Annotated in this window: 19 protein-coding genes and 2 riboswitches; of the genes, 12 read left to right on the forward strand and 7 right to left on the reverse strand. The window is 70.8% G+C overall.

Going from position 1 to position 22,230, the window contains the following annotated elements:
- Nucleotides 1-74 precede the first annotated feature (74 nt).
- Nucleotides 75-1,121 carry an exonuclease/endonuclease/phosphatase family protein gene (locus CKO28_RS15875; RefSeq protein ID WP_200341784.1) on the forward strand — a complete coding sequence of 349 codons (1,047 nt, stop codon included), beginning with the start codon at nt 75-77 and terminating at the stop codon, nt 1,119-1,121.
- Nucleotides 1,122-1,193: 72 nt separating this feature from the next.
- On the opposite strand, the gene gcvP is transcribed toward CKO28_RS15875, so the two are convergent.
- From gcvP to CKO28_RS15900, 5 genes are all read right to left on the reverse strand, one after another.
- The gene (gene gcvP / locus CKO28_RS15880) at nt 1,194-4,106 is read right to left on the reverse strand and encodes an aminomethyl-transferring glycine dehydrogenase (protein ID WP_200341785.1); all 2,913 of its coding nucleotides are present in this window, start codon (nt 4,104-4,106) and stop codon (nt 1,194-1,196) included.
- Nucleotides 4,107-4,266: 160 nt separating this feature from the next.
- Complete coding sequence (gene gcvH, locus CKO28_RS15885; protein ID WP_200341786.1) at nt 4,267-4,644, reverse strand: glycine cleavage system protein GcvH; 378 nt, start codon at nt 4,642-4,644, stop codon at nt 4,267-4,269.
- Nucleotides 4,645-4,747: 103 nt separating this feature from the next.
- Complete coding sequence (gcvT, locus tag CKO28_RS15890; protein ID WP_200341787.1) at nt 4,748-5,971, reverse strand: glycine cleavage system aminomethyltransferase GcvT; 1,224 nt, start codon at nt 5,969-5,971, stop codon at nt 4,748-4,750.
- 113 nt (nt 5,972-6,084) lie between these two features.
- Nucleotides 6,085-6,221, reverse strand: a riboswitch (glycine riboswitch).
- Nucleotides 6,222-6,223: 2 nt separating this feature from the next.
- Nucleotides 6,224-6,347, reverse strand: a riboswitch (glycine riboswitch).
- Between the two features lie 172 nt (nt 6,348-6,519).
- Nucleotides 6,520-7,119: a peptidoglycan L,D-endopeptidase MepK gene (mepK, locus tag CKO28_RS15895; RefSeq protein ID WP_338050150.1), complete on the reverse strand. Its 600-nt coding sequence runs from the start codon at nt 7,117-7,119 to the stop codon at nt 6,520-6,522.
- A 440-nt stretch (nt 7,120-7,559) separates the two neighbouring features.
- Nucleotides 7,560-9,248, reverse strand: a complete 1,689-nt coding sequence (locus tag CKO28_RS15900; RefSeq protein ID WP_200341788.1) for a L,D-transpeptidase family protein — start codon at nt 9,246-9,248, stop codon at nt 7,560-7,562.
- A gap of 99 nt (nt 9,249-9,347) precedes the next feature.
- Between CKO28_RS15900 and CKO28_RS15905 the strand changes: the two genes are divergently transcribed.
- On the forward strand, nt 9,348-10,355 hold the full coding sequence (locus CKO28_RS15905) for a L,D-transpeptidase family protein (protein ID WP_207168840.1): 1,008 nt from the start codon (nt 9,348-9,350) through the stop codon (nt 10,353-10,355).
- Between the two features lie 205 nt (nt 10,356-10,560).
- On the opposite strand, the gene CKO28_RS15910 is transcribed toward CKO28_RS15905, so the two are convergent.
- On the reverse strand, nt 10,561-11,640 hold the full coding sequence (locus CKO28_RS15910; protein WP_242480597.1) for a polysaccharide deacetylase family protein: 1,080 nt from the start codon (nt 11,638-11,640) through the stop codon (nt 10,561-10,563).
- A gap of 275 nt (nt 11,641-11,915) precedes the next feature.
- Between CKO28_RS15910 and CKO28_RS15915 the strand changes: the two genes are divergently transcribed.
- Nucleotides 11,916-12,509 (forward strand): malonic semialdehyde reductase, encoded by a 594-nt coding sequence (locus CKO28_RS15915; protein WP_200341791.1) that lies wholly within the window; start codon nt 11,916-11,918, stop codon nt 12,507-12,509.
- A 37-nt stretch (nt 12,510-12,546) separates the two neighbouring features.
- Here the strand turns inward: CKO28_RS15915 and ddpX are convergent, their stop codons facing one another.
- The gene (ddpX, locus tag CKO28_RS15920; protein ID WP_200341792.1) at nt 12,547-13,122 is read right to left on the reverse strand and encodes a D-alanyl-D-alanine dipeptidase; all 576 of its coding nucleotides are present in this window, start codon (nt 13,120-13,122) and stop codon (nt 12,547-12,549) included.
- A 185-nt stretch (nt 13,123-13,307) separates the two neighbouring features.
- Here ddpX and tsaB point away from each other — a divergent pair, with 185 nt between their 5' ends.
- The 9 genes from tsaB to CKO28_RS15965 all read left to right on the forward strand — a co-directional run bounded on the left by tsaB (nt 13,308) and on the right by CKO28_RS15965 (nt 22,105).
- Nucleotides 13,308-14,024 (forward strand): tRNA (adenosine(37)-N6)-threonylcarbamoyltransferase complex dimerization subunit type 1 TsaB, encoded by a 717-nt coding sequence (gene tsaB, locus CKO28_RS15925; RefSeq protein ID WP_200341793.1) that lies wholly within the window; start codon nt 13,308-13,310, stop codon nt 14,022-14,024.
- On the forward strand, nt 14,021-14,548 hold the full coding sequence (locus CKO28_RS15930) for a GNAT family N-acetyltransferase (protein WP_200341794.1): 528 nt from the start codon (nt 14,021-14,023) through the stop codon (nt 14,546-14,548). The genes tsaB and CKO28_RS15930 overlap by 4 nt, the downstream gene beginning before the upstream one ends.
- Before the next feature lie 273 nt (nt 14,549-14,821).
- Nucleotides 14,822-15,232, forward strand: coding sequence for a Ros/MucR family transcriptional regulator (locus CKO28_RS15935; protein WP_200341795.1), 411 nt, complete (start codon nt 14,822-14,824; stop codon nt 15,230-15,232).
- A gap of 518 nt (nt 15,233-15,750) precedes the next feature.
- Nucleotides 15,751-16,584 carry a GNAT family N-acetyltransferase gene (locus CKO28_RS15940; protein ID WP_200341796.1) on the forward strand — a complete coding sequence of 278 codons (834 nt, stop codon included), beginning with the start codon at nt 15,751-15,753 and terminating at the stop codon, nt 16,582-16,584.
- 35 nt (nt 16,585-16,619) lie between these two features.
- Nucleotides 16,620-17,492, forward strand: coding sequence for a lysophospholipid acyltransferase family protein (locus tag CKO28_RS15945; protein ID WP_200341797.1), 873 nt, complete (start codon nt 16,620-16,622; stop codon nt 17,490-17,492).
- 293 nt (nt 17,493-17,785) lie between these two features.
- Nucleotides 17,786-19,213 (forward strand): tRNA (N6-isopentenyl adenosine(37)-C2)-methylthiotransferase MiaB, encoded by a 1,428-nt coding sequence (gene miaB, locus CKO28_RS15950; protein WP_200341798.1) that lies wholly within the window; start codon nt 17,786-17,788, stop codon nt 19,211-19,213.
- Complete coding sequence (locus tag CKO28_RS15955) at nt 19,210-20,280, forward strand: PhoH family protein (protein ID WP_200341799.1); 1,071 nt, start codon at nt 19,210-19,212, stop codon at nt 20,278-20,280. The genes miaB and CKO28_RS15955 overlap by 4 nt, the downstream gene beginning before the upstream one ends.
- A gap of 260 nt (nt 20,281-20,540) precedes the next feature.
- On the forward strand, nt 20,541-21,104 hold the full coding sequence (gene ybeY / locus CKO28_RS15960) for an rRNA maturation RNase YbeY (RefSeq protein WP_242480600.1): 564 nt from the start codon (nt 20,541-20,543) through the stop codon (nt 21,102-21,104).
- Nucleotides 21,101-22,105 (forward strand): hemolysin family protein, encoded by a 1,005-nt coding sequence (locus tag CKO28_RS15965; protein ID WP_242480598.1) that lies wholly within the window; start codon nt 21,101-21,103, stop codon nt 22,103-22,105. Before ybeY ends, CKO28_RS15965 begins: the two co-directional genes overlap by 4 nt.
- Nucleotides 22,106-22,230: the final 125 nt, after the last annotated feature.

Below are 22,230 nucleotides of genomic sequence, written 5' to 3' on the forward strand. Positions count from 1 at the left end.
TGCTGAGCTATACCAGGGTTCGTGAGCTATACCTGGGTTTGGCCGCGCCCAATCTTTCGTGGATCCGCCCGCGCATGCCGCTCGAAAACTACGACCTGCCGTCCGCCGACCCGCCGTTGCCGGTCGCGCGCACGGCCACCAACCTGCGGGACCTGCGCAGCGGCCTGGAGGGCGTGCTGCCGCCGCGCGATCTGGACCGCACGCTCCGGGTCGCCAGCTGGAACGTCAAGCAGCTGGGCGGCCGGCCGCGCCTGCCGGAAAGCTACTGGTACATCGCCGAGGTCCTGTCGCACTTCGACGTGGTGTTCCTACGCGAGCTGGCCGGCGACCTGGCCGGGCTGGAGCGGGTGCGCGCGCTGCTGGGCGACAGCTGGGCGTTCATGGTGTCCGACCTGCTGGGCGGCGGCGACGCGGACGAGCGGGTCGGCATCGTCTACGACACCCGCACGGTCCAGTTCGCCGGCATCTGCGGCGAGTTCGTGCTGCCCGACACTGAGGTCGTCGGCCGCCGGCGGGTGCCGGTGCGCGCGCTCGCCCGCTCGCCGCTGATGGCGAGCTTCCGCGCCAGCGGCTTCGAGTTCGCGCTGGCCAGCCTGCAGCTGCGCGCGCCGCCGGCGGACATGTCCGATCCCGAGGCCGCCCGCCGCGCGGCGGCGGAAGCGCTGGCCCTGCACATGGCCGAGCGCACGGTCGATCCGGCCGCGCCCACCCGCAACCTGATCCTGCTGGGCGACTTCGATTTTCACGAGGCCGACAGCGCGATCGCGCGCGAACTGGCGAACAACGGCTTCCGCATCCCGGTCGGGCGGGACGCGCTGTTGGCCGCGCGCGAGGGCAAGGTCGGCCGGTTCTACGACCAGATCGCCTACCGCTTCGCCGACCGGCCGGGCCTGGCGCCGCGCGGCCAAGGGGTGCTGCCGCTGTTCGACTGGGTGTTCCGCGACGACCAGTACAGCCGCTACCGCCCCGAACTGCGCAAGGACGACGGCCAAGCCCCGCGCGACGCCGCCAGCTTCTACCGGCAGTACTTCCGCCGCGACCAACTGTCCGACCACCACCCGCTGTGGGCCGCCTTCGACATCGACCTGGCAGCCGACCGGCTGGACCGTCTCGCGGGGTAGGAGGTGCTCCCTCTCCTCCCACTTGGAGGAGAGGGATAAGTTTTCGGGTTGCCGGCCGCTTTTGTCCGCCGCCTACTCGGCGGCTTCCCGGTAGGCTTCGATCGGCGGGCAGGTGCACACCAGGTGCCGGTCGCCGTAGGCGTTGTCGACGCGGTTGACCGGGGCCCAGTACTTGTCCTGCAGCAGGTGGTCGGCCGGGTAGGCCGCGACCTGCCGGCTGTAGGCGTGCGACCAGCTGTCCGCGGTCACCTGGGCCAGGGTGTGCGGGGCGTTGACCAGCGGGTTGTCGTCCTGCGGCCAGGTCCCTTTCTGGACCTCGCGCGCCTCCCGGGCGATCGTCAGCATCGCCTCGCAGAAGCGGTCGATCTCGGCCTTGCTCTCGGATTCGGTCGGCTCGACCATCAGCGCGCCCGCGACCGGCCAGGACATGGTCGGCGCGTGGTAGCCGAAGTCGATCAGCCGCTTGGCGACGTCGTCGACCGAGATGCCGCAGTCATCGCGCAGCACGCGGGTGTCGACGATGCATTCGTGGGCCACCCGGCCCTGCGCGCCGCGGTAGAGGATCGGATAGCCTTCGCTGAGCCGGTGGGCCAGGTAGTTGGCGTTCAGGATCGCCACCTCGGTCGCCCGGGTCAGGCCTTCCGCGCCCATCATGGCGACGTACATCCAGGAGATCGGCAGGATCCCGGCGGACCCCAGCGGGGTGGCGCAGATCGGCCCGATCGCCTGCTGGCCGCCGCACTCCGGGTCGAGCGGGTGGCCCGGCAGGAACGGCGCCAAGTGCTCGGCCACGCCGACCGGGCCGACGCCCGGCCCGCCGCCGCCGTGCGGGATGCAGAAGGTCTTGTGCAGGTTCATGTGCGCGACGTCGGCGCCGAAATGGCCCGGGTTGGCCACGCCCAGGAGCGCGTTCAGGTTGGCGCCATCCATGTAGACCTGCCCGCCGGCATCGTGGACGCGCGCGCAGATGTCCTTGATCGCGCTCTCGAACACGCCGTGGGTCGACGGGTAGGTGACCATCAGGCCGGCGAGGTCGTCGCGGTGCTGGTCGATCTTCGCCGTCAGGTCGTCGACGTCGACGTTGCCGTGGTCGTCGCAGTCGACCAGCTGCACCCGGTAGCCCGCCATCTTGGCGCTCGCCGGGTTGGTGCCGTGCGCGCTGGTCGGGATCAGCACGACCGAGCGGTGCCCCTGACCGCGCGAGTCGTGATACGCGCGGATCAGCAGCAGGCCGGCGTATTCGCCCTGCGCGCCCGAGTTCGGCTGCAGCGTGACCGAATGGAAGCCGGTCATCCTCGCCAGCTTGTCGGCGAGGTCGTCGGCCATCTTGTGATAGCCGGCCGCCTGGTCCTTGGGCGCGAACGGGTGGATCTGGGCGAATTCCGGCCAGGACACCGGCTGCATCTCGGCGGCCGCGTTCAGCTTCATGGTGCAGGAGCCGAGCGGGATCATCGACCGGTCGAGCGCGACGTCCTTCGACTGCAGCCGGCGCAGGTAGCGCATCATCTCCGTCTCGGTGTGGACGGAATTGAAGTTCGGGTGGTCGAGGTAGTCGACCCCGCGCCGCAGGTCCTCGGGCAGGCCGTCGACCGCCTTGCCGTCCATCTTGGCGGCCTGCATGCCGATCTCCGCCTTGCCGGCGAACGCCTGTAAGAGCGCGTCCACCGTCGCCGGCGTGCAGGTCTCGTCCAGCGCGACGGCGATCCGGCCCGCGTCCAAGGCGCGCAGGTTGATCTCGTGGTCGTCGAGCGCGCGCTTCAGGATCGCGGGCGCGCGGTCGCCGGCCTCGACCGTCAGGGTGTCGAAGAACTGCCGGTTGACCCGCGTGAAGCCGAGCGCGTCCAGCCCGGCGGCCAGGATGCCGGTGAGGCGGTGCACCCGCTCGGCGATCGTCCACAGCCCGTCGGGGCCGTGCCAGCAGGCGTACAGCCCGGCCATGTTGGCGAGCAGCACCTGGGCGGTGCAGATGTTCGAGGTCGCCTTGTCGCGGCGGATGTGCTGCTCGCGGGTCTGCAGAGCCATGCGCAGCGCCGGGTTGCCGTCGCTGTCGACGCTGACCCCGATGATCCGGCCGGGCACGTTGCGCTTGAACTTGTCGTGGGTGGCGAAGAACGCCGCGTGCGGCCCGCCGTAGCCGAGCGGCACGCCGAACCGCTGGCTGTTGCCCAGCACCACGTCCGCGCCCCACGCGCCGGGCGCCTGCAGGCGGCACAGCGCCAACAGGTCGGTCGCGACCGCGACCAGCGTGCCCTCGGCGTGCAGGGTTTCGACCAGCTTGCGGTGGTCGGGCACCGCGCCGGTCGTGTCGGGGTACTGCACCAGCACGCCGAACGCCTCCTGACCCGGGAAGTTCGCCGGGTCGTCGACCTGCAGCTGCAGCCCCAGCGGCTCGGCCCGGGTGCGCATCACCGCGATCGTCTGCGGGTGCGCGTTGGCGTCGACCAGGAAACGCTTGGACTTCGACTTGGAGACGCGCTGCATCATCGACATCGCCTCGGCGGCCGCCGTCGACTCGTCGAGCAGCGAGGCGTTGGCGAGCTCCATGCCGGTCAGGTCGATCACCATCTGCTGGTAGTTCAGCAGCGCTTCCAGCCGGCCCTGACTGATCTCCGGCTGGTAGGGCGTGTAGGCGGTGTACCAGCCGGGGTTCTCGAGCACGTTGCGTTGGATCACCGGCGGGGTGATGGTGTTGTGGAAGCCGAGCCCGATCAGCGACTTCGCCGTACGGTTCTGGTCCGCCAGGCCGCGCAGGGCGTCCAGCGCCTGCTGCTCGCCCATCGGCGCGCCCAGCGGCATCCGCTCGGTTTCGCGGATCGTGCCGGGCACGGCCTGATCGACCAGCTTGTCCAGCGAGCCGACGCCCAGCGCCTTCAGCATCGCCTTCCGCTCGGCCGCGTCGGGTCCGATGTGCCGGCCGATGAAATCGCCGGTCTGAGCCAGCTCGCTCAGCGCCGGCTTGCGGTCGCTCTGACGCTGTGTCGCCATGATAAGGGTCTCCCTTGTATCGGCGCGGCCCGTTGCGTCGACGCCCCCGGCCGATCCCGGCGCAGGTGGCGGTCGCCCGATCCCGTCTGTTCGCCTCGGCGCGGTCCCGCGCGCCCCCGTTTCGGCCCGGGCGCCTCGGCGGGCACGTGCGGCGGCGCGATCAGCTCTCGCCGCAGTGTTCCCGGTAGGCGGCCTCGTCCATCAGCGCCTGGACCTCGCTCGGGTCGGCGACCTTCATCTTGAAGAACCAGCCGCCGCCCATCGGGTCGCTGTTCACGGTCGCCGGCTCGTCGGGCAGCGCCTCGTTCGGCTCGATGATCTCGCCGGCGACCGGGGCGTAGACCTCGCTCGCGGCCTTGACCGATTCGACGACGCCGATCTCGTCGCCCTGGGCGACCTCGGTGCCGGCATCCGGCAGCTCGACGAACACGATATCGCCCAGCTGCTCCTGGGCATGACTGGTAATCCCGACCGTCGCGGTGCCGTCGTCCTCCAGCCGGATCCACTCGTGATCGGAGGTGTAGCGCGTCTCGCTCATCGTCGAAGTCTCCCTGCTGTCCCGTCTCTTGAAGGGGCCCGCCGCGCTTTTCGGCCCCGCCTGGCGTTAACGTCCGTTAGCGGGCGAAGGTTGCCGCCGCCGCTCACTCTCGGCCGGCGCGGACCTTCGGCCCGGCGAACGGGAACCTCGCGACCCGGCAGCGCCGCGGCTTGCCGCGCACCAGCGCGTCGACCGCCGTACCCGGCTTGGCGTAGTCCGCTTGGAGGTAGCCCATCGCGACCGGCGCGCCGACGCTGGGGCCGAATCCGCCGCTGGTGACCGTCCCGATCTTGCCGCCGCCGTCCGGGGCATACAGCTCCGCGCCCTCGCGCACCGGGGCGCGCCCCTCCGGCAGCAGGCCGACGCGCTTGTCCGCTGCGCCGTGTTCCAGCTGCTGGCGAATCGTCTCGCCGCCCGGGAAGTCGCAGGCGCGCCGCCGGCGCGTCGCGATCGTCCAGCTCAGGCTGGCCTCGACCGGTGTCGTCCGCTCGCTCAGGTCGTGGCCGTAGAGGCACAGGCCCGCTTCCAGGCGCAGCGAATCGCGCGCGCCCAGGCCGACCGGCGCGACCTCCGGCTGGTCCAGCAGCTTGCGGAACAGCGTCTCCGCCTGTGCGTCGGGCACGGAGATCTCGAACCCGTCCTCGCCGGTGTAGCCGGACCGGCTGACCAGGACCGCGATCCCGGCGATCTCGCCCTGCATCATGGTCATCGGGGCGAGTTCGGCCACCGCCGGCCCCAGGCGATCCAGCACGCCGCCCGCGGCCGGCCCCTGCAGGGCGATCAGCGCATGCCGTTCAAGCCGCTCCAGCGTGGCCGCGCCGGCCAGCTCGCGCGCGATCAGATCGAAGTCGACCTGCTTGCGCGCGGCGTTGACCACCAGCAGGATCCGGTCCTGCAGGGCGTCCTCGGCCGGGCGGGCGGCGATGAAGTCGTCGACGATCCCGCCCGTTTCGTTGAGCAGCATGGTGTAGCGCAGCTTGCCCGGCTCCAGGCCCTGGATGTCGCCCGGCACCAGACGCTCGAGCGCGGCATCCGCGCTGTCCTCGGCGTCGACCAGCCACGCCTGACCCATGTGGGAGATGTCGAACAGGCCCGCCTGGCCGCGGGTATGCTGGTGTTCGGCGACGATGCCCTGTGGGTACTGCACCGGCATCGAATAGCCGGCGAATTCGACCATCTTCGCGCCCAACTCCTGGTGCAGCTGGGTCAGCGGCGTGGTCTTAAGCGCCGGCTGCGAGACCGACGTGGTCTCGGCACGGTCCGCCGCATCCGCAGGGGTACCGGCGGTCGGCGGTGTCGGGGCACCGGCGGTCGAAGGGTCGGCCATGACGTCTCTCCCGGCTCAGACGGTTCGGTTCCAGGCGGCGGCTGCGGCGCGTTTGCGACCGTTCCGGACGCGGGCCCGGTCGGGCCCTTGCCGGAGCGATCCGCCGCCATGCCCCCTCTGTCGTCTGACCTGAGAGATTCACCGCGTGCCCGCCCGGTAACAACGCCAAGCGGGCGATCGAGCCGCGGTTTACTCCTTCGGTGCGGTGCGCGAGAGCGGGTCGATACCCGCGCGCTCGCTCTCCAGAGTGCCCGTCGCCTTACGGTCCTTTTGCCTGAGAGTTTCCGGGGCGGTTGCTCCTTCGGCGCCGGGTCATGGCAGCCGGCACACGTGCCGGTCAGCCGCAGGCGGACCCGATCTCTCCCGCAAGGCGAATATGGGCTATGGCTTCACTCGATTGTCGGCGGAAATGGTAGACCAACCCCGAGGCATGTCAACAGACCGTTGACGCTTTCCCGCCAAATGGTGTCGCTTCTGGACAATTCTTCGGTCCGGACGCGCCGGGACGCGGGGAATTGGACGCCCCGCGCTCCGCGTCGCGCCGGCTGTTACCATCGGCGGACCGGGCCAACGTCGACGTGCACGAAGCCGGAGGACGGGTAATAGCCGACCCCGCCGCGCCGCAGCGCCAGCGCCGCGTCGCGCACCTGCTCGGTCGCGCGGTTGGGGACCACGATATCGATCGCCATCGCCCGGGTGTGGTAGCTGCGCTTGGCGACTCCGCTGGAGGCGGCGCGCAGCATGGCGTTGGTCTTGGGCGCGCGGTAGCCGGAGATGATCTGGAACGGCGCATCGGTGCGCAGGCGCTGGCGCAGCGCATCCAGCAGGGCGTAGAGCCGCCGGTCGATCCGCACGACCTCGCCAGTGCGCCAGTCGCGCAGGATGTAGTCGAGCCGGCCCAGGCCGTCGGCGTCGAGCCGGCCGCGGATCAGATAGGGCGCGACCAGCCGCTCGCCGGTGTGCAGATGCTCGAAAGCCAGGGTCCGCGCCACCTGTGGTGGGCGGATGAACGCCGCCGCCGGCGTACCGACCAGGGCCATCGCCGCCCCGGCGCCCAGCCCCGCCAGCAGGCCGCGCCGGCCGATCGGGGTGCACGCACGCTCCGCCGACGCGTCGGTCGGCCCAACCCGATGGATGGTTTCCGTCACCTGGCGATGTCCTTCGACCCAAAAGGCCAATGCGTGCCGTCGCACGGTATTGCGCGACCGTGCGACTCGAAGACCCAGCGTCGCGCACTAAGGTGGCGGAACGGTTAACGATTGCAAGAAATTTTATGTGAAATCGCGGGCCTTTGCAGCACGCCGTGCATCCGGGCTCGCAGGACGGGGCGGGCGTTGCCGGTGCGTTCCCTCCCAACAGGAGAGGCCGTTGCACGGCTCGTCGGGCGCCCGTGTGGCGTCCTTCGACACGGACACCTTCGGTGTCCTACTCAGGATGAAGGTGTAGAGTTTTCAATTGTCTAACTAGCGTCTTCATGCTGAGTAGCGGGCGGCAGGCCCGCGTGTCGAAGCACGCTACACGGCTGCCTATGCCCGTTGAGCACATATCGCCGAAAAGCGAAGTACCGGCCCCCGGCAGCCAACCCCGCCTACGGGATCGGCCGGCTGGCGAGGGCCTGGGCGAGCGCGCGATCGCGGCCGTAGATGTCGGGGCGGAAGTGGATGGTGCCGCCCTCCCCGATCCAGACGGTGGAGTAGGTCAGGTGCACCGGCACCGCGTCGGCCAGGCTGACCGGCGTGGTCTTGCCGTGGGCGCGCAGCTTGTCGATCAGCGTGCGGTCCCAGACCGGCGGATCGGCCTCCGCGGCGGTCTCGGCGGGCGCCGGCGGCAGGCCGAGCGGCGTGCGCAGCCGGGCCGGGACCGGCGTTCCGCCGATCAGCGCCGCGGCCAGCTCGAACGGCTTGGCGACCCGGATACAGCCGGAGGAGAAGGCCCGGCTGGCGCGGTCGAACAGGTCCTTGGCCGGGCTGTCGTGCAGGTAAACGTGATGGGCGTTGGGGAACATGAACTTGACCTGCCCCAGCGGGTTCTCCGGCCCTGGCTCCCGCACGATCTTGTAGGGGAAGCGCTTCGGGGTGACCTGCGCCCAGTCGACGCTCGCCGGGTCGAGTTGCGCCGCCTCGGCCGACCAGCCGGCGTAGAGCGTCATCTGGTTGGCGGCGAGGTACCCCGGGTCGCGTTGCAGTTCCGGCAGCACGTCCTGGCGCAGGATGGTCGGCGGCAGGGTCCAGTCGGGGTTGAATTCCAGGTAGGTGATCTCGTCGGAAAACACCGGGGTCTTGCGGAACGGCTTGCCGACGACCGCGCGCATGGCGAGCTGCACGCTGCCGGCGGCGACCAGCTCGACTTCCTGACCGGCCAGGTTGACCAGCACGTAGCGCTCGCCGAGGTCGTCCGGCAGCCAGCGCCAGCGCGCCATGTTGACCTCGATCTGGGCGATCCGGCTGTCGACCGGCAGGTTCATTTCCATCCGGGTCTTGGGTCCGACAATGCCGTCCGGCTCCAACCCGTGCCGGTCCTGGAAGCGGCGCACGGCGAGCGCCAGCTGCTGGTCGAACAGCTCGGGCGTCTTGCTGGCGATCGTCAGGTCCCGCGACGCCCGCAGACGCGCCCGGACCTGGGCGACGCCAGGGCCGGTCATGCCCTGTTCAAGCTTGCGCGCGACGCCTTCGACGCGCGGCCAGCCGCCGGCTTCAGCCAGCGCACGCACCTCCGCCAGCGCCCGGCGCAGCCGGCGGTAGCCGGGGTTCGCCGGCGCGAGCGAGTCCAGGAACGCCGCCGGATCCTCCGCCGCGGCGAGCGCCGGCAGCAGCCCGGCCGCATCCGGCGCGTCGGCCGGTTGCGGCGCGTCGGCGTCGAGCGTCCCGGGGCGCACCCGGCCGCGCGACAGGTCGCGGGCGTAGTGCAGGAACTGCGCGCTCAGCCGCAGCTCGAGCCCCGCGCGCTCGGCCGCGCCGACCAATCCCGACAGATCGGCGCGCAGGGCCGCCGGATGATAGTCGGCCGGGCGCAGCCCCTCCCGCGCCGCCGCGTCCAGCCGGTCGATCAGGGTGCCGGCGCGCGGGATCCCGGCGTTCAGCCACAAGGGCGCGTGGCCGCGCGCGGCGTAGAACTCGCGCAGCGTCGCCGGCGCCACGCCGCGCGGCAGGTCCGGCAGGTCGTCGGCGAGGCGGGCTTCCAGCGCCTGGGGGTCGAGGGCAAGTGACTCGGCCCGCCCGGGGTTCGGGACCAGCCATACCGCGGCCGCGACGGCCAGGGCCGTCAGACCTACACGCAATGAACACATTCTTTCTAAAGACTTCCTGCCTATATTACGGGTAGACACTGCGATGGATACGGACGCATGAGCAGCTTAACAGGCTGGATACGGCGTGGCATGAACGGTTTCGAGAATTCGCGGCCCTGTTTCGGTCGGTCGGCCCGACCGCTGGGCGCAATGCCGCTCGGCGCAAGGCCGCTGGGCGCGCTCAAGACGGCGATGGCAGCCGCCGTGCTGCTCCTGGCCGCGCCCATGGCGCGGGCCGCCGACGGCGACGCGCCGCCGGAAACCCCGGACATCATCGGCGCGATGCAGACCACGACGGCGCATTACGAGACCACGTTCGCCGACTTGGCGTACCTGCACAACCTCGGCTACGTCGAGCTGGTCGCCGCCAACCCAAAGCTCGACCCCTGGATGCCGGGCGCGGGCAAGCGGATCACCCTGCCCAAGCGCCACATCCTGCCCAACGTCGAGAAGCAGGGCATCGTCATCAACCTGGCGGAGCCGCGGCTGTACTACTTCCCGGCCGACCAGCCCGGCACGGTCAAGACCTTCCCGATCGGCATCGGGCGCGAGGGGCTGGACACCCCGACCGGCGAGACGAAGGTCACGCGCAAGCGCCGCAACCCCGCCTGGCGTCCGACCAGGGAGGCGCGCGCGGCCGACCCCAGCCTGCCGGCGGTCGTCCGCGCCGGGCCGGAGAACCCGCTGGGCGCCTACGCCCTCGATCTGGGCTGGCCGCTCTACCTGATCCACGGCACCAACAACGTCTGGGGGATCGGCCGGCGGGTCAGCCGCGGCTGCATCCGGATGTACCCGAACGACATCCAGACGCTCTACAACACCGTGCCGTCGAATACGCCGGTGCAGGTGGTCGAGCAGCCGCTGAAGTTCGCCTGGGACGGCGATACCTTCTACATGGAGGCCCACACCACGACCAAGCAGGCCGGGCAGCTGGAAAAAACCGGCAGTTTCGAGCCGGACGCCGACCTCGACCTCAAGCAGCGCGTGATGACGGCGCTCGGCGAACGCGTCGCCCAGCTCGACTGGGCGACGATCCGCCAGGCGGTGCGACAGCGCCGCGGCGTGCCGATCGCGATCGGCCACGCGGTCGAGAGCTAGCCCCGGCTCTTGCGTAGCGGGTGGGTCCTTGCCGCAACCCAACCGAGACTTGGCGGCAGCTCCGGGACCGGCGGATTGCCGCGCGCCTGGCGCGTGCACCTAGAGCAAGATGCTGAAAGGTGAAGCCACCTTTCAGCTGAATCTGGCTCTCTCTTCAAGCAGTTAGAGCAAGATGAAGGTCGACCCGACCTTGATCGATTTTGCTCTAGCCGGTCACCAGGAACTGGTTGCCGAACCAGCGCCAGCGGCCGTCGGGACCCATCAGGGTGCAGTTGATGCGCACCCGGCCCTCGGGGAACGGGCTGTCGAAGCGCAGCTCGACGCGCTGGCCGCCCAGGCGCTGCACGTCCAGTTCGCCGCGGCCGCTGGCGTAGCAGTCCAGGCCCTCGATCCCGTCCACGCTCTGGTGCACCGTGAAGCCGTACATCGGCGGGTTCTCCTCCGGCGTCAGCACGTTGTCGTCCGGCACCACGTCGTGCACCGGCAGCGGCAGGGCGTTCACCACGGTGCGGAAACGGTCCATGTCGCCGTACGCCTCGTTCAGCGCGAACCGCGGCAGGCCGTACCGCTCGCTGGTGCGCGCGATCGCCCCGGACTGTTGCCCGAACGCCGCGATGAAGCCGGCCGCGCGCACCGCCTGCTGAACGGCGGTCGAATATTCGCCGTAGGGATAGGCGAACAGATCCGGTTTCCGGCCCAGTTCCGCCTGAAAGCGCGCCTGCGCGCTGGCCAGCTCGTCCCGCACCTGGTCGGGCGAGAGCTTCGTCAGGTGAGCGTGCGAGACGGTGTGGTTGCCGATCGTCGCCAGCTCCATCCGGGCCAGCTGGCGCAGCTGATCCCAGGTCATGTAGTCGGACCCGCCGACCGGACCGGTCGAGACGAACACGGTGAACGGCAGGCCGGCCTCGCGCAGCCGCGGCACCGCTTCCTGCCAGACCGAGCGGTAGGCGTCGTCGATCGTGATCGCGACCGTGTAGGGCGGCAGCGGCCGCTGCTGGCGCAGCGCGGAGACGATGTCGGCCAGCGGCAGCACGTTGTACTTCGGCTTGCTGAGCTCGGCGATGTGCTGCTCGAACTGCGCCAGCGTGATATTGGTGCTGGGATACCGGCTGTTGCCGAAGCGGTGGTACATCACCACCGACGCGCCGTTGTCGACCGCGGGCTTGGCCGGCGTGCCCCCGGCGTCGCTCTGAGCGTGCACCGCTGCGGTCGCGAGCGGAAACGCCAACAACACGGCAGCAAGGCCCGCAACGGCGGACCGGACCAGACGGATCAGCGCTACCAAGACGCGTTTGCTCCTTCGTACGAACGACAAGCGGGCGCACGGACGGCAAGCCGGCCGGGGCGTCCGGCGGCCCGGACCCGCAGGCTCTCGGACCGGTTGCGCGAGTCTGACGGGCCTTGCCGCAGGGCACAAGGCCGGCACTTGCCGTCCGGTTAACGCTGGGCCAGATTGCCGCACGGCCGCAGCCGGCGACACGCGGCGGCCGACCGGCCGCCTGCGCCAGCCGCCGGCAGACAGAACACACACATGCCAACGCGAAAAGGGCTCGAGACGCGATGAGCGAGCGGATGCTGAGCGACACCGGCCTGGACCTGCTGTTCCGCGCGGCGCGCACCCACAAGGGCTGGCAGGACCGCGCGGTTAGCGACGTCCTGCTGCAGGCGGTCTACGACCTCGCCAAGTGGGCGCCCACCAGCGCCAACTGCCAGCCGATGCGGGTGGTGTTCGCCAAGTCGCAGGCGGCCAAGGAGAGGCTCCGCCCGGCGCTGATGCAGGGCAACGTCGACAAGACGATGGCGGCCCCGGTCTGCGCGATCGTCGCCTACGACCTGGAGTTCCACGAAAAGCTGCCGGAGCTGTTCTCCCAGGCCGACGCGCGCAGCTGGTTCGCCGGCAAGCCGGACGCGATCCAGGAAAACGCCTTCCGCAACGGGTCGCTGCAAGGCGGCTATTTCATCATGGCCGCCCGGGCGCTCGGTCTCGACGTCGGGCCGATGAGCGGGTTCGATAAAGCGAAAGTCAATCAGGCGTTCTTCCCCGAGGGCACGTGGCAGGTCAACTTCCTGTGCAACCTGGGTTACGGCGATCCGGACCAACTGCCGCCGCGGGACAAGCGCCTCGACTTCGACCAGGCCTGCGACATCCAGTAGCCGGCCGCGCCGGCCCCCGGGTCGCTAGGGTGCGCGGCTACTTGCCGGCTGCGGCCGGCGCCATCATCGGTTCCGGCAGCACGCTGTCGGAGAACACCGGCAGGCGTTGCCGGGCGTTGAAGAGCTGGTAATGCCACCACTCGTTCTTGAAGAAGTCCCAGCCGGCCGCGGTCATGATGCCGAGCAGCAGCGCGCGGTTGCGCTGCGCCGCGAGCGGGATGTCGGTGCGCGCGTGGTGCGCCTGCGCGGTGAAGGCGTCGAACCCGGTGCCCATGTCGAGCTCGCGCCCGTCGCCGTCGATCAGCGTCAGGTCGACCGCGGCCCCGCGGGAATGCGGGCCGCCGCGGCGCGGATCGGCGACGAACTCGTCCGACGGATAGGCGTTCCAGAGCGCCCACTGCGCCTCCGGCGGGCGGAACGCGTCGAAGATCTTGAACCGGTAGCCGAGCGGCTTGGCGAGTCCGATCGCGCGCTGCAGCAGTTCCGCGGCGATCGGGTGCAGATAAGCGACGGCGTTGGCGTAGATCGGCGCGCCGGTGACGTTGTCCGCGGTGGCGTAGCGCAGGTCGATCTCGACGTCGAAGTCGGGCGGCGCGATGCGCTGCAGCGGCATGGCGGCTCCTTTTCACAGACAGCGGGCTCGAAGGCGGCGGGCTTGGAGACGGCGGGACGGGTGACGGCGGGCTGGGGGCCGGCGGGGCCCGCGGCCACGGATCACAGGGCCGTGTATCACGCCATGGACGGCAAGGCACGGCATCCGCGCGCACGCCGCCCGCGCAAGACCGGACCTGCCCGGCCATGACGGGGCGCACGCTGCTGGCGTTCGACGCCGCCGGACGCGGCTGTTCGGCCGCGCTCTGGCGCGACGGCGCCGTGCTGGCCGCCGACCGGGCGGAGATGGCGCGCGGCCAGGCCGAACGGCTGGTGCCGATGATCGAATCGGTGCTGACGTCGGCCGGCGTCGGCCACGGCGACTTGGATGCGCTGGCGGTGACCACGGGGCCGGGCGCGTTCACCGGGGTGCGGATCGGCCTTGCCACCGCGCGCGGCTACGCCCTCGCGCTCGGCATCCCGGCGATCGGGATCGGCAGCCTGGCGGCGATCGCCGCCGGCAGCGACCCGCGGGAACGCGCCGGCCGCACCCTGCTGGTGCTGATCGACGCCAAGCGGGCGGACGTCTACGCCCAGGCGTTCCGGCCCGATCTGACCCCGGTGGGCGAGCCGATGGCGGTCACGCCGGACGCGCTCGACGCCGCGCTGCCCCGGGGGCCGCTGCTGCTGGCCGGGGACGGCGACGCGGGGGCCGAAGCCGCGCTGCGCGCCGCCGGCCGCGCGGTCGAGCGGGCCCGCGCCCCGACCCTGGTCGATCCGGCCACGCTCGCCCATCTGGCCGCACAGGCGCCGCTGCCGGCCCGCGACGATCCGCCGCCGCGGCCGGTCTACCTGCGGCCGCCCGACGTCACCTGGCCCGCGGGCCACCGCCCGGCCGCCCCGACGCAGAAGGATTCCGCATGACCCCGTCGAGCGACGACCGCGACGCCGGCAACGCCGGGGACAGCGACCGCCCGGTCAGCGACGCCGCCATTCAACCCGCCGGCGGGCTGGACGCGCCGGTGATCGCCGCCCTGCAGAACGACGTGTTCCCGAAGCAGCGCTGGGGGGAGAGCGAGGTCGCCCAGTTGATCGACGGCCCCGGCGCGATCGCCTTTCTGGCGACCGGCCGCGACTTCGGCGAGGTCATGCCGCTCGCCTTCGTGCTCGCCCGGATCGCGGCGGACGAGGCGGAAATCCTGACCCTGGGCGTGCTGCAGGACGTCCGGGGCAAGGGGCTGGGCCGCCGGCTGGTCGAAGCGGTCGCCGACAAGGCGCGCGCCCAGGGCGCCCGGCGCCTGCACCTGGAGGTCGCCGCGCGCAACACCGCCGCCCGCGATCTTTACGCCAACTTGCAGTTCAGCGAAGTCGGCCGGCGCGAGGCGTACTACGACGACCGCGGGGATGGCCCGGACGACGCCATCCTGCTGGCCCGCGACCTGCGCTGACCCGGCGCCATGCCCGCAGAACGCGTCACCTGCGCCGGCATCGAGGCGGCCCGCGCGCAGGGCGTGCAGTTTTCGAGTGGGGCGGGCCAAAGGCCGCGTCATCTCGCCGGAACCAGCCCGACATTACCCGTAGACGACAAATCCAACGCGAGGTTTTGTAGTTAAAGTGATCGAAACGGCGTTTTCCGACCCTGGCGACCTATTTTCTTGTTGCTTCCCCATGGTGGCTTTTTTATAAGCCCATAAGAGAAATCCATAAGCCGGGGAAGACCCATGGCCGACGAAGCCAAGTCCAACGAAATTCTCGATCTCACCACGACGATCGTTTCAGCCCACGTTTCCAATAACGCCGTGGGCGTCGGCGATCTGCCCAAGCTGATCCGCGACGTGCACGAGACTCTGTCGCAGGTCGAGCAGGGCCAGACCGTGCAGCCGGAGAAGCCGACCCCGGCCGTGCCGATCAAGAAGTCGATCACGCCCGACTACCTGATCTGCCTGGAAGACGGCAAGAAGCTGAAGATGCTGAAACGCCATCTGAAGACGGCGTACAACATGACGCCGGAGGAGTATCGGGAGAAGTGGGGCCTGCAGGCCGACTACCCGATGGTGGCGCCGAACTACGCCAAGCAGCGCAGCCGCCTGGCCAAGGAGATCGGCCTGGGTACGCGGGCGCGCCGCGGCTAGAGCAAAATCGATGAAGGTCGGGTCGACCTTCATCGTGAATTTTGCTCTACCTGCTTGAAGAGAGAGCAAGACCCAGCTGAAAGCTGGCTTCACCTTTCAGCATCTTGCCCTAGACAGCCTCCCGCCCGGCGGCGGCCGGCGGTCGGACAAGATCGAGCGCGCCGCGTGTCCGGGCGCGCGGCCCATGTCCGGGCCGCGCGCCCGTCGCGTTTCGGGCCGGGCGTCCGGTAGCGGGCTGGTGGCGACCTGTGCCGGGCCGGTTTGTCTACCCTCGGGCCGCCGCCGCGGACGGGTGCGCGCGATCGGTCATTGCGGCGCGCGGGGCGGAGCGGCTAGGACGGGCTTGGCCGTAGGCGCGCCGGGCCGTGTACGTTAGACTGCCCGGCCCGAAGCCAGGCGGCTGGCGCGGCAAGGCAGCGGCAGTCACCGCGGCGGAAGCACCCGCACCCACGACCCGCCGGCGCCCGGTCGCGCCAAGGCGCGGCGCCGGCCGGTTGCGAGGGAGAGAGACACCAGCGATGCAGCCCAGCGAACGCAACGCGGCCCGTCCGGTCGACGCGGCCTCGGGCAACCTGCACATCCGCCTGGCGGAAAGCGCGGAGGAGGTGCGCGCCTCGCAGCGCCTGCGCTACCAGGTGTTCTGCGAGGAGATGAAGGCGAAGCCGACCCCCGAGCAGGAGCAGGCCGGCCTGGAGTTCGACGGCTACGACGCGCACGCCGACCACCTGCTGGTGTTCGACCAGCAGATCGGCGACGGGCCGCGCGCGGTGATCGGCACCTACCGGCTGATGCGCCGGCCGCAGGCCAAGTCCGCCGGGCAGTTCTACACGGTCGACGAGTACGACATCCAGCCGCTGCTCGAGACCGATGGCGAGATCATGGAGCTGGGCCGCTCGTGCGTCGCCGCCGGCTACCGCACCGGCGCGATCATGCAGCTGCTCTGGCGCGGCATCGCGGAATACGTGCTGCATTACGACGTGCGCATCATGTTCGGCTGCGGCTCGATGCACGGCACCGATCCGGACGAGCTCGCCCCGCAGCTCTCCTACCTCTACCACAACCATCTGGCCCCGGCGGAGCTGCGCCCGGTCGCGCTTGCCAGCCGCTACGTCGACATGAACCGGCTCGCGCCCGATGCGTTCAACGGCAAGCGCGCGCTCGCCTCGCTACCGCCGCTGATCAAGGGCTACCTGCGTCTGGGCGGGTTCGTCGGCGACGGCGCCGTGGTCGATGACGAGTTCAACACCACCGACGTCTGCGTGGTGGTCAAGACCGACCTGGTCACCGAACGCTACGTCCGCCACCTGACCCGCGACGAGTCCGGCGCGCGCTCGGGCGGCGACGGCGCCTGAGCGCGGTCCTTACCGGGTCCCCGAACGAGCCGCCCATGGCCGAAGTTTCCTTCCAGTCGCCCACCCGCGCGGCCGCCCGCCTGGTGGCTTATGCCCTGTTCACCTTGGTGCTGATTCCGGTGCAGGCGCTGGCGCTCGCCGTGCACCTGCCGACCGCCAAGCGCCTGCCGGGCTGGTACCACAAGCGCTGCCTGCGCCTGCTCGGCCTGAAGCTGCGCCGGCACGGCGAAAAGGTTGAGGGGCACCCGGTGCTGTTCGCCGCCAACCACGTCTCCTACCTGGACATCGCGGTGTTGGGCGCCGCCCTGCCGCGGGCGTCGTTCGTCGCCAAGTCGGAGGTGCGCGACTGGCCGTTCTTCGGCCTGCTCGCCAAGCTGCAGCGCACGGTGTTCGTCAACCGCACGGCGCGCCGCCAGACCACCGAGCAGCGCGACGAGATGACCCGCCGGCTGGAGGCGGGCGACGACCTGATCCTGTTCCCGGAAGGCACCAGCGACGACGGCAACCGCGTGCTCGCGTTCAAGAGCGCGCTGTTCTCGGTCGCCGAGAAGCGCCCGCACGGCAAGCCGCTGACCGTGCAGCCGGTGTCGCTGACCTATACCAAGCTGGACGACCAGCCGATGGGCCGCTACCTGCGCCCGTTCGTGGCCTGGTACGGCGACATGGACATGGCCCCGCACATCTGGGAGGTGCTGGGCCTGGGCACGATCACCGCGGAGGTCACCTTCCACCCGCCGGTGACGATCGACGAAGCGGGCAGCCGCAAGGCGCTGGCGCAGATCTGCCAGGACCGGGTCGCGCGCGGCGTCGCCGAATTGCTGAGCGGGCGGACCGGCGTCTCCGCCGACGACGAGCCGGACGACGACGAACCCGACGACAGCGAGGACGAGCGCCGCGCGGCGGAGTAGGGGGCTTCCAAACCCCTCGCCCCAACGCGGGAGAGGGAGGGGCCCGCGCGGCGCAGCCGCGTGGGAGGGTGAGGGGGATCCCCCGATGCCCGCCGAGGAGTCCCCCCTCACCCTGTCCCGCTCCCGCGATGGGGAGAGGGGACGCGCCGATGCGGCCGTCTGATGCGCCCGAGTCCGCCTGAAATGGTTCGCGCGCGACGGCCGCCGCGCGACAGGCGCGCACGGACTCGCCTGTCGCGGGGTGCCGGTGCTAGGTTCCGGGGACAGACACCGACGTCAATCACGGACCCTGTATGAGCGACACGACGCGCGCGAAGAAGAAGCTCTTCATCAAGACCTACGGCTGCCAGATGAACGTCTACGATTCCGCCCGGATGGCGGACGTGCTGGCGCCGCTCGGCTACGCGCCCTCCGACCGGCCGGAGGACGCGGACATGGTGATTCTGAACACCTGCCACATCCGCGAAAAGGCGGCGGAGAAGGTGTATTCCGAGCTGGGCCGGTTGCGCGCCCTGCAGCAGGCGCGCGGGGCCGACGCCGGCCGCCAGCTGATCGCGGTCGCCGGCTGCGTCGCCCAGGCGGAGGGCGAGGAGATCCTCAAGCGCGCCCCGCAGGTCGACATGGTGGTCGGCCCGCAGACCTATCACCGCCTGCCGGAAATGGTGGCGCAGGTCGAGCGTGCCGGACCGGGACGGGGGGTGATGGACACCGACTTCCCGGAAGAGGACAAGTTCGACCGCCTACCCGAGGAAAGCGCGCCGCAGGGCCCGGCCGCGTTCCTGTCGATCCAGGAGGGCTGCGACAAGTTCTGCACCTTCTGCGTCGTCCCATACACGCGCGGCGCGGAGTTCTCCCGGCCCGCCGCCCAGGTCGTTGCGGAGGCGAAACGCCTGGCCGCCCAGGGCACCCGCGAGGTCACGCTGCTGGGCCAGAACGCCAACGCCTACCACGGCGAAAGCCTGGATGGCCGCGGCGAATGGGGCCTCGGCCGGCTGGTGCGCGAACTGGCCGAAATCGACGGGATCGCGCGGATCCGCTACACCACCAGCCACCCGCTGGACGTCGACGACGAGCTGATCGCCGCGCACCGCGAGGTGCCCGAGCTGATGCCGTTCCTGCACCTGCCGGTGCAGTCCGGCTCCGACCGGATCCTGAAGGCGATGAACCGCCGGCACACGGCCGACGATTACCGCCGGATCGTCGGCCGGCTGCGCGAGGCCAACCCCGACCTTGCGATGGCGAGCGACTTCATCGTCGGCTTCCCCGGCGAGACCGACGACGACCACGCGGCGACGCTGCGGCTGATCGACGAGATCGGGTTCGTCCACGCCTATTCCTTCAAGTACTCCAGCCGCCCCGGCACGCCCGCCGCGACCATGGGCCAGCCGGTGCCCGAGGCGGTGAAGGACGAACGTCTGCAGATGGTCCAGCAGCTGCTGGGCGCGCAGCAGAAGGCCGGCCACCAGCGCACCGTCGGGCGCACCCTGCCCGTGCTGCTGGAGCGCTACGGCAAGCATCCGGGCCAACTGGTCGGCCGCACGCCCTATATGCAGAGCGTCGCGGTCGAGGCGCCCGCGCATCGGATCGGCCGGATCGCCGAGGTCGAGATCCTGAGCGTGCGCGGCAACAGCTTGCACGGCCGGCTTGCCGACGCCACCTTGACAGGCGAGATCGACAGCTTGTCCCCGCGGACCCGGATCGAGGAGAGCACGGCCGTTTGAGCCCCGCGTCTTCCAGCAGTCAGCCCAGTCCTGAACAGCCCCTGCAGCTGCAGTTCGACGACAACAGCCTGCTGCCGCTGCTGTTCGGCGAGCACGACCAGCACCTCGCCCGAATCGAGCAGCAGCTCAACGTCTCGATCGCCACCCGCGGCAACAAGATCGCCATCAGCGGCGACGGCGACGCCGTGACCGCCGCGGAGCAGGCCCTGAACGCGCTGTACCGCCGCCTGGAAAAAGGCATGAGCGTCGACCGCAACGAAGTCGACGCGGCGATCCGGATGTCCGACAGCACGGCCGAGCCGACCTCGGAGCCGCCCGCCGCCCAGCCGGAACAGGCCAAGCGCGGCGCCACCCAGGTCCACGCCGAGGACCTGTCGATCCGCACCAAGCGCAAGACGATCACCCCGCGCTCCAACCGGCAGGCGAGCTACATCCAGGCGCTGCGCGACCACGATCTGGTGTTCGGCCTGGGCCCGGCGGGCACCGGCAAGACCTACCTCGCCGTCGCGGTCGCGGTGGAGGAACTGCTGCAGGGCCGGGTCGACCGGATCATCCTGTCCCGCCCGGCCGTGGAAGCCGGCGAGCGGCTGGGCTTCCTGCCCGGCGACCTGCGCGAAAAGGTCGATCCCTACCTGCGTCCGCTGCAGGACGCGCTCTACGAGATGCTGCCGGGCGAGCAGGTGGTCCGCCGCCTGTCCTCGGGCGAGATCGAGGTGGCGCCGCTCGCCTTCATGCGCGGGCGCACGCTGTCGAATTCCTTCGTCATCCTGGACGAGGCGCAGAACACGACGGCGGTGCAGATGAAGATGTTCCTGACCCGCCTGGGCGAGAACGGCCGGATGGCGATCACCGGCGACCTGTCGCAGGTCGATCTGCCCAAGGGCGAGCTGTCGGGCCTGCGCGACGCCTGCGAACTGCTGACCGGGATGGCGGGGGTGAGCGTGCTGCGCTTCACCGACGCCGACGTCGTCCGCCACCCGCTGGTCACCAAGATCGTCCGCGCCTACGAGGCGCGCGACAGCGGCGGCTCCGACCGGCGCAACGCCAACGGCGGCAGCATCGGCTGAGCGGCGGACCCTCCACAAGGGGACACGGACCCCCCGCGCGCGGCGACACGAGACTTGCGGCCAACCGAGACTTACGGAACCACCAGCGACCCGATATGAGCGCACGACCTTCGAGTTCCCCGACCACCGCCCCCGCCCCGGAAGATTCAAGTCCGGGCGCGTCCGGCCCCGCTGCCCAATCCCAGGGCGCGGCCCCGCCGGGCGCGGACACCGCGACTGAATCGACGACCGGCGGACCGGCGCCGCCCCCAGGGCAAACGCTGGACGTGGCGGTCCTGGTCCAGGACGATGCCTGGACCGCCGACCTGCCGGCGGCCGAGGAGCTGGCGCGCCGGGCGGTCCGCGCCGCCTGGGCCGCCCTGCCGGCGACCGCCCGGCCCGACGCGCCGCCCGACGTGCCCTGCCGCGCGGAGGTCTGCGTCGTCCTCGCCGACGACGCCACGGTGCGGGACCTGAACCGCGCCTACCGCGGGCAGGACAAGCCGACCAACGTGCTTTCCTTCGCCAACCTGGACGATCCCGAAGCGCCCGATGCGCCCGGCGGCGCGCCGGTGCTGCTGGGCGACCTGGTGCTGGCGCGCGCGACCGTGCTGGCGGAGGCGCGCGCGCAGGCGAAGGCGCCGGGCGACCACTTGTGCCACCTGTGCGTGCACGGGCTGCTGCATCTCTTGGGCTACGACCACATGGCCGACGCCGAGGCGGCGGCGATGGAGGCGCTGGAACGCCGCGTGCTCGCCGGCCTCGGCATCGCCGATCCGTACGCGGCCCCGTACGCGGCGGAGGCGCAGTGCAGCCCCGATGCCTGGGCGGGAGGTGCGTCATGACCGACAACGGCTGGGGGACCCCGACGGGCGAACCGCGCACGGCCAACACCGCCGTGCGCGCCAACGGCAATGGCCGCGCGGCGCAGACCAAGGCGAGCGAGAAGGGCGAGCAGACGCTGGCGCAACTGATGGGCACCTGGCTGCGCAACCTGGTCCGGCAGCGCAGCAGCGACCACGCCTCGCTGCGCTCGACGATCGAGGAGATCATCGAGGAGAGCGAACGCGAGGACCAGGAAGGCAGCGCCATCGGCACCCACGAACGGGTGATGCTGGCGAACATCCTGCACCTGCGCCACCTGACCGCCTACGACGTGATGGTCCCGCGCGCCGACATCCGCGCGGTCCACGTCGACAGCTCGCTCGACGACCTGATCGACGTGATGAGCCAGGGCGGCCATTCCCGCCTGCCGGTCTATCGCGACAGCCTGGACGACGTGATCGGGCTGGTGCACATCAAGGACGTCCTGGCGCACGCCAAGAACACGGCCGCGTTCAAGCTGTCCCGGATCACCCGCGAGGTGCTGTTCGTCGCGCCCTCGATGCCGGTGCTCGATCTGTTGCTGGAAATGCGGCTGTCGCGCGTGCACATGGCGCTGGTGGTCGACGAGTTCGGCGGCATCGACGGCCTGATCACCATCGAGGACCTGGTCGAGGAGATCGTCGGCGAGATCGAGGACGAGCACGACGTCGCCGAGGGCCCCAAGCTGGTCGCCCGGCCGGACGGGTCGCTGGTCGCCGACGCGCGCACCCCGATCGAGGAGTTCGAGGAGCACGCCGGCGCGATGCTGACCGACGAGGAGCGCGAGGAGGATATCGACACGCTGGGCGGCCTGGTGTTCTACATCGCCGGCCGGGTACCCGGGCGCGGCGAACTGATCGTCCACGACAGCGGGGTGTCGTTCGAGGTGATGGAAGCCGACCCGCGCCGCGTAAAGCGCCTGCGCGTGCGCAACCTGCCCCCCTGGCACGCCTACAGCCAGGACGACGGCGCGGCGGGGTAGCTCACAAGACTGACACGCCTCCACCCCCACCAAGTCCCCTCTCCTCCAGTGGGAGGAGAGGGTTAGGGAGAGGAGGTTCGCACGCCCTGTATCGCGGCACCCTCCTCCCCTAACCCCTCCTCCCA

Source organism: Rhodovibrio sodomensis, assembly GCF_016583645.1.
Classification (GTDB): domain Bacteria; phylum Pseudomonadota; class Alphaproteobacteria; order Kiloniellales; family Rhodovibrionaceae; genus Rhodovibrio; species Rhodovibrio sodomensis.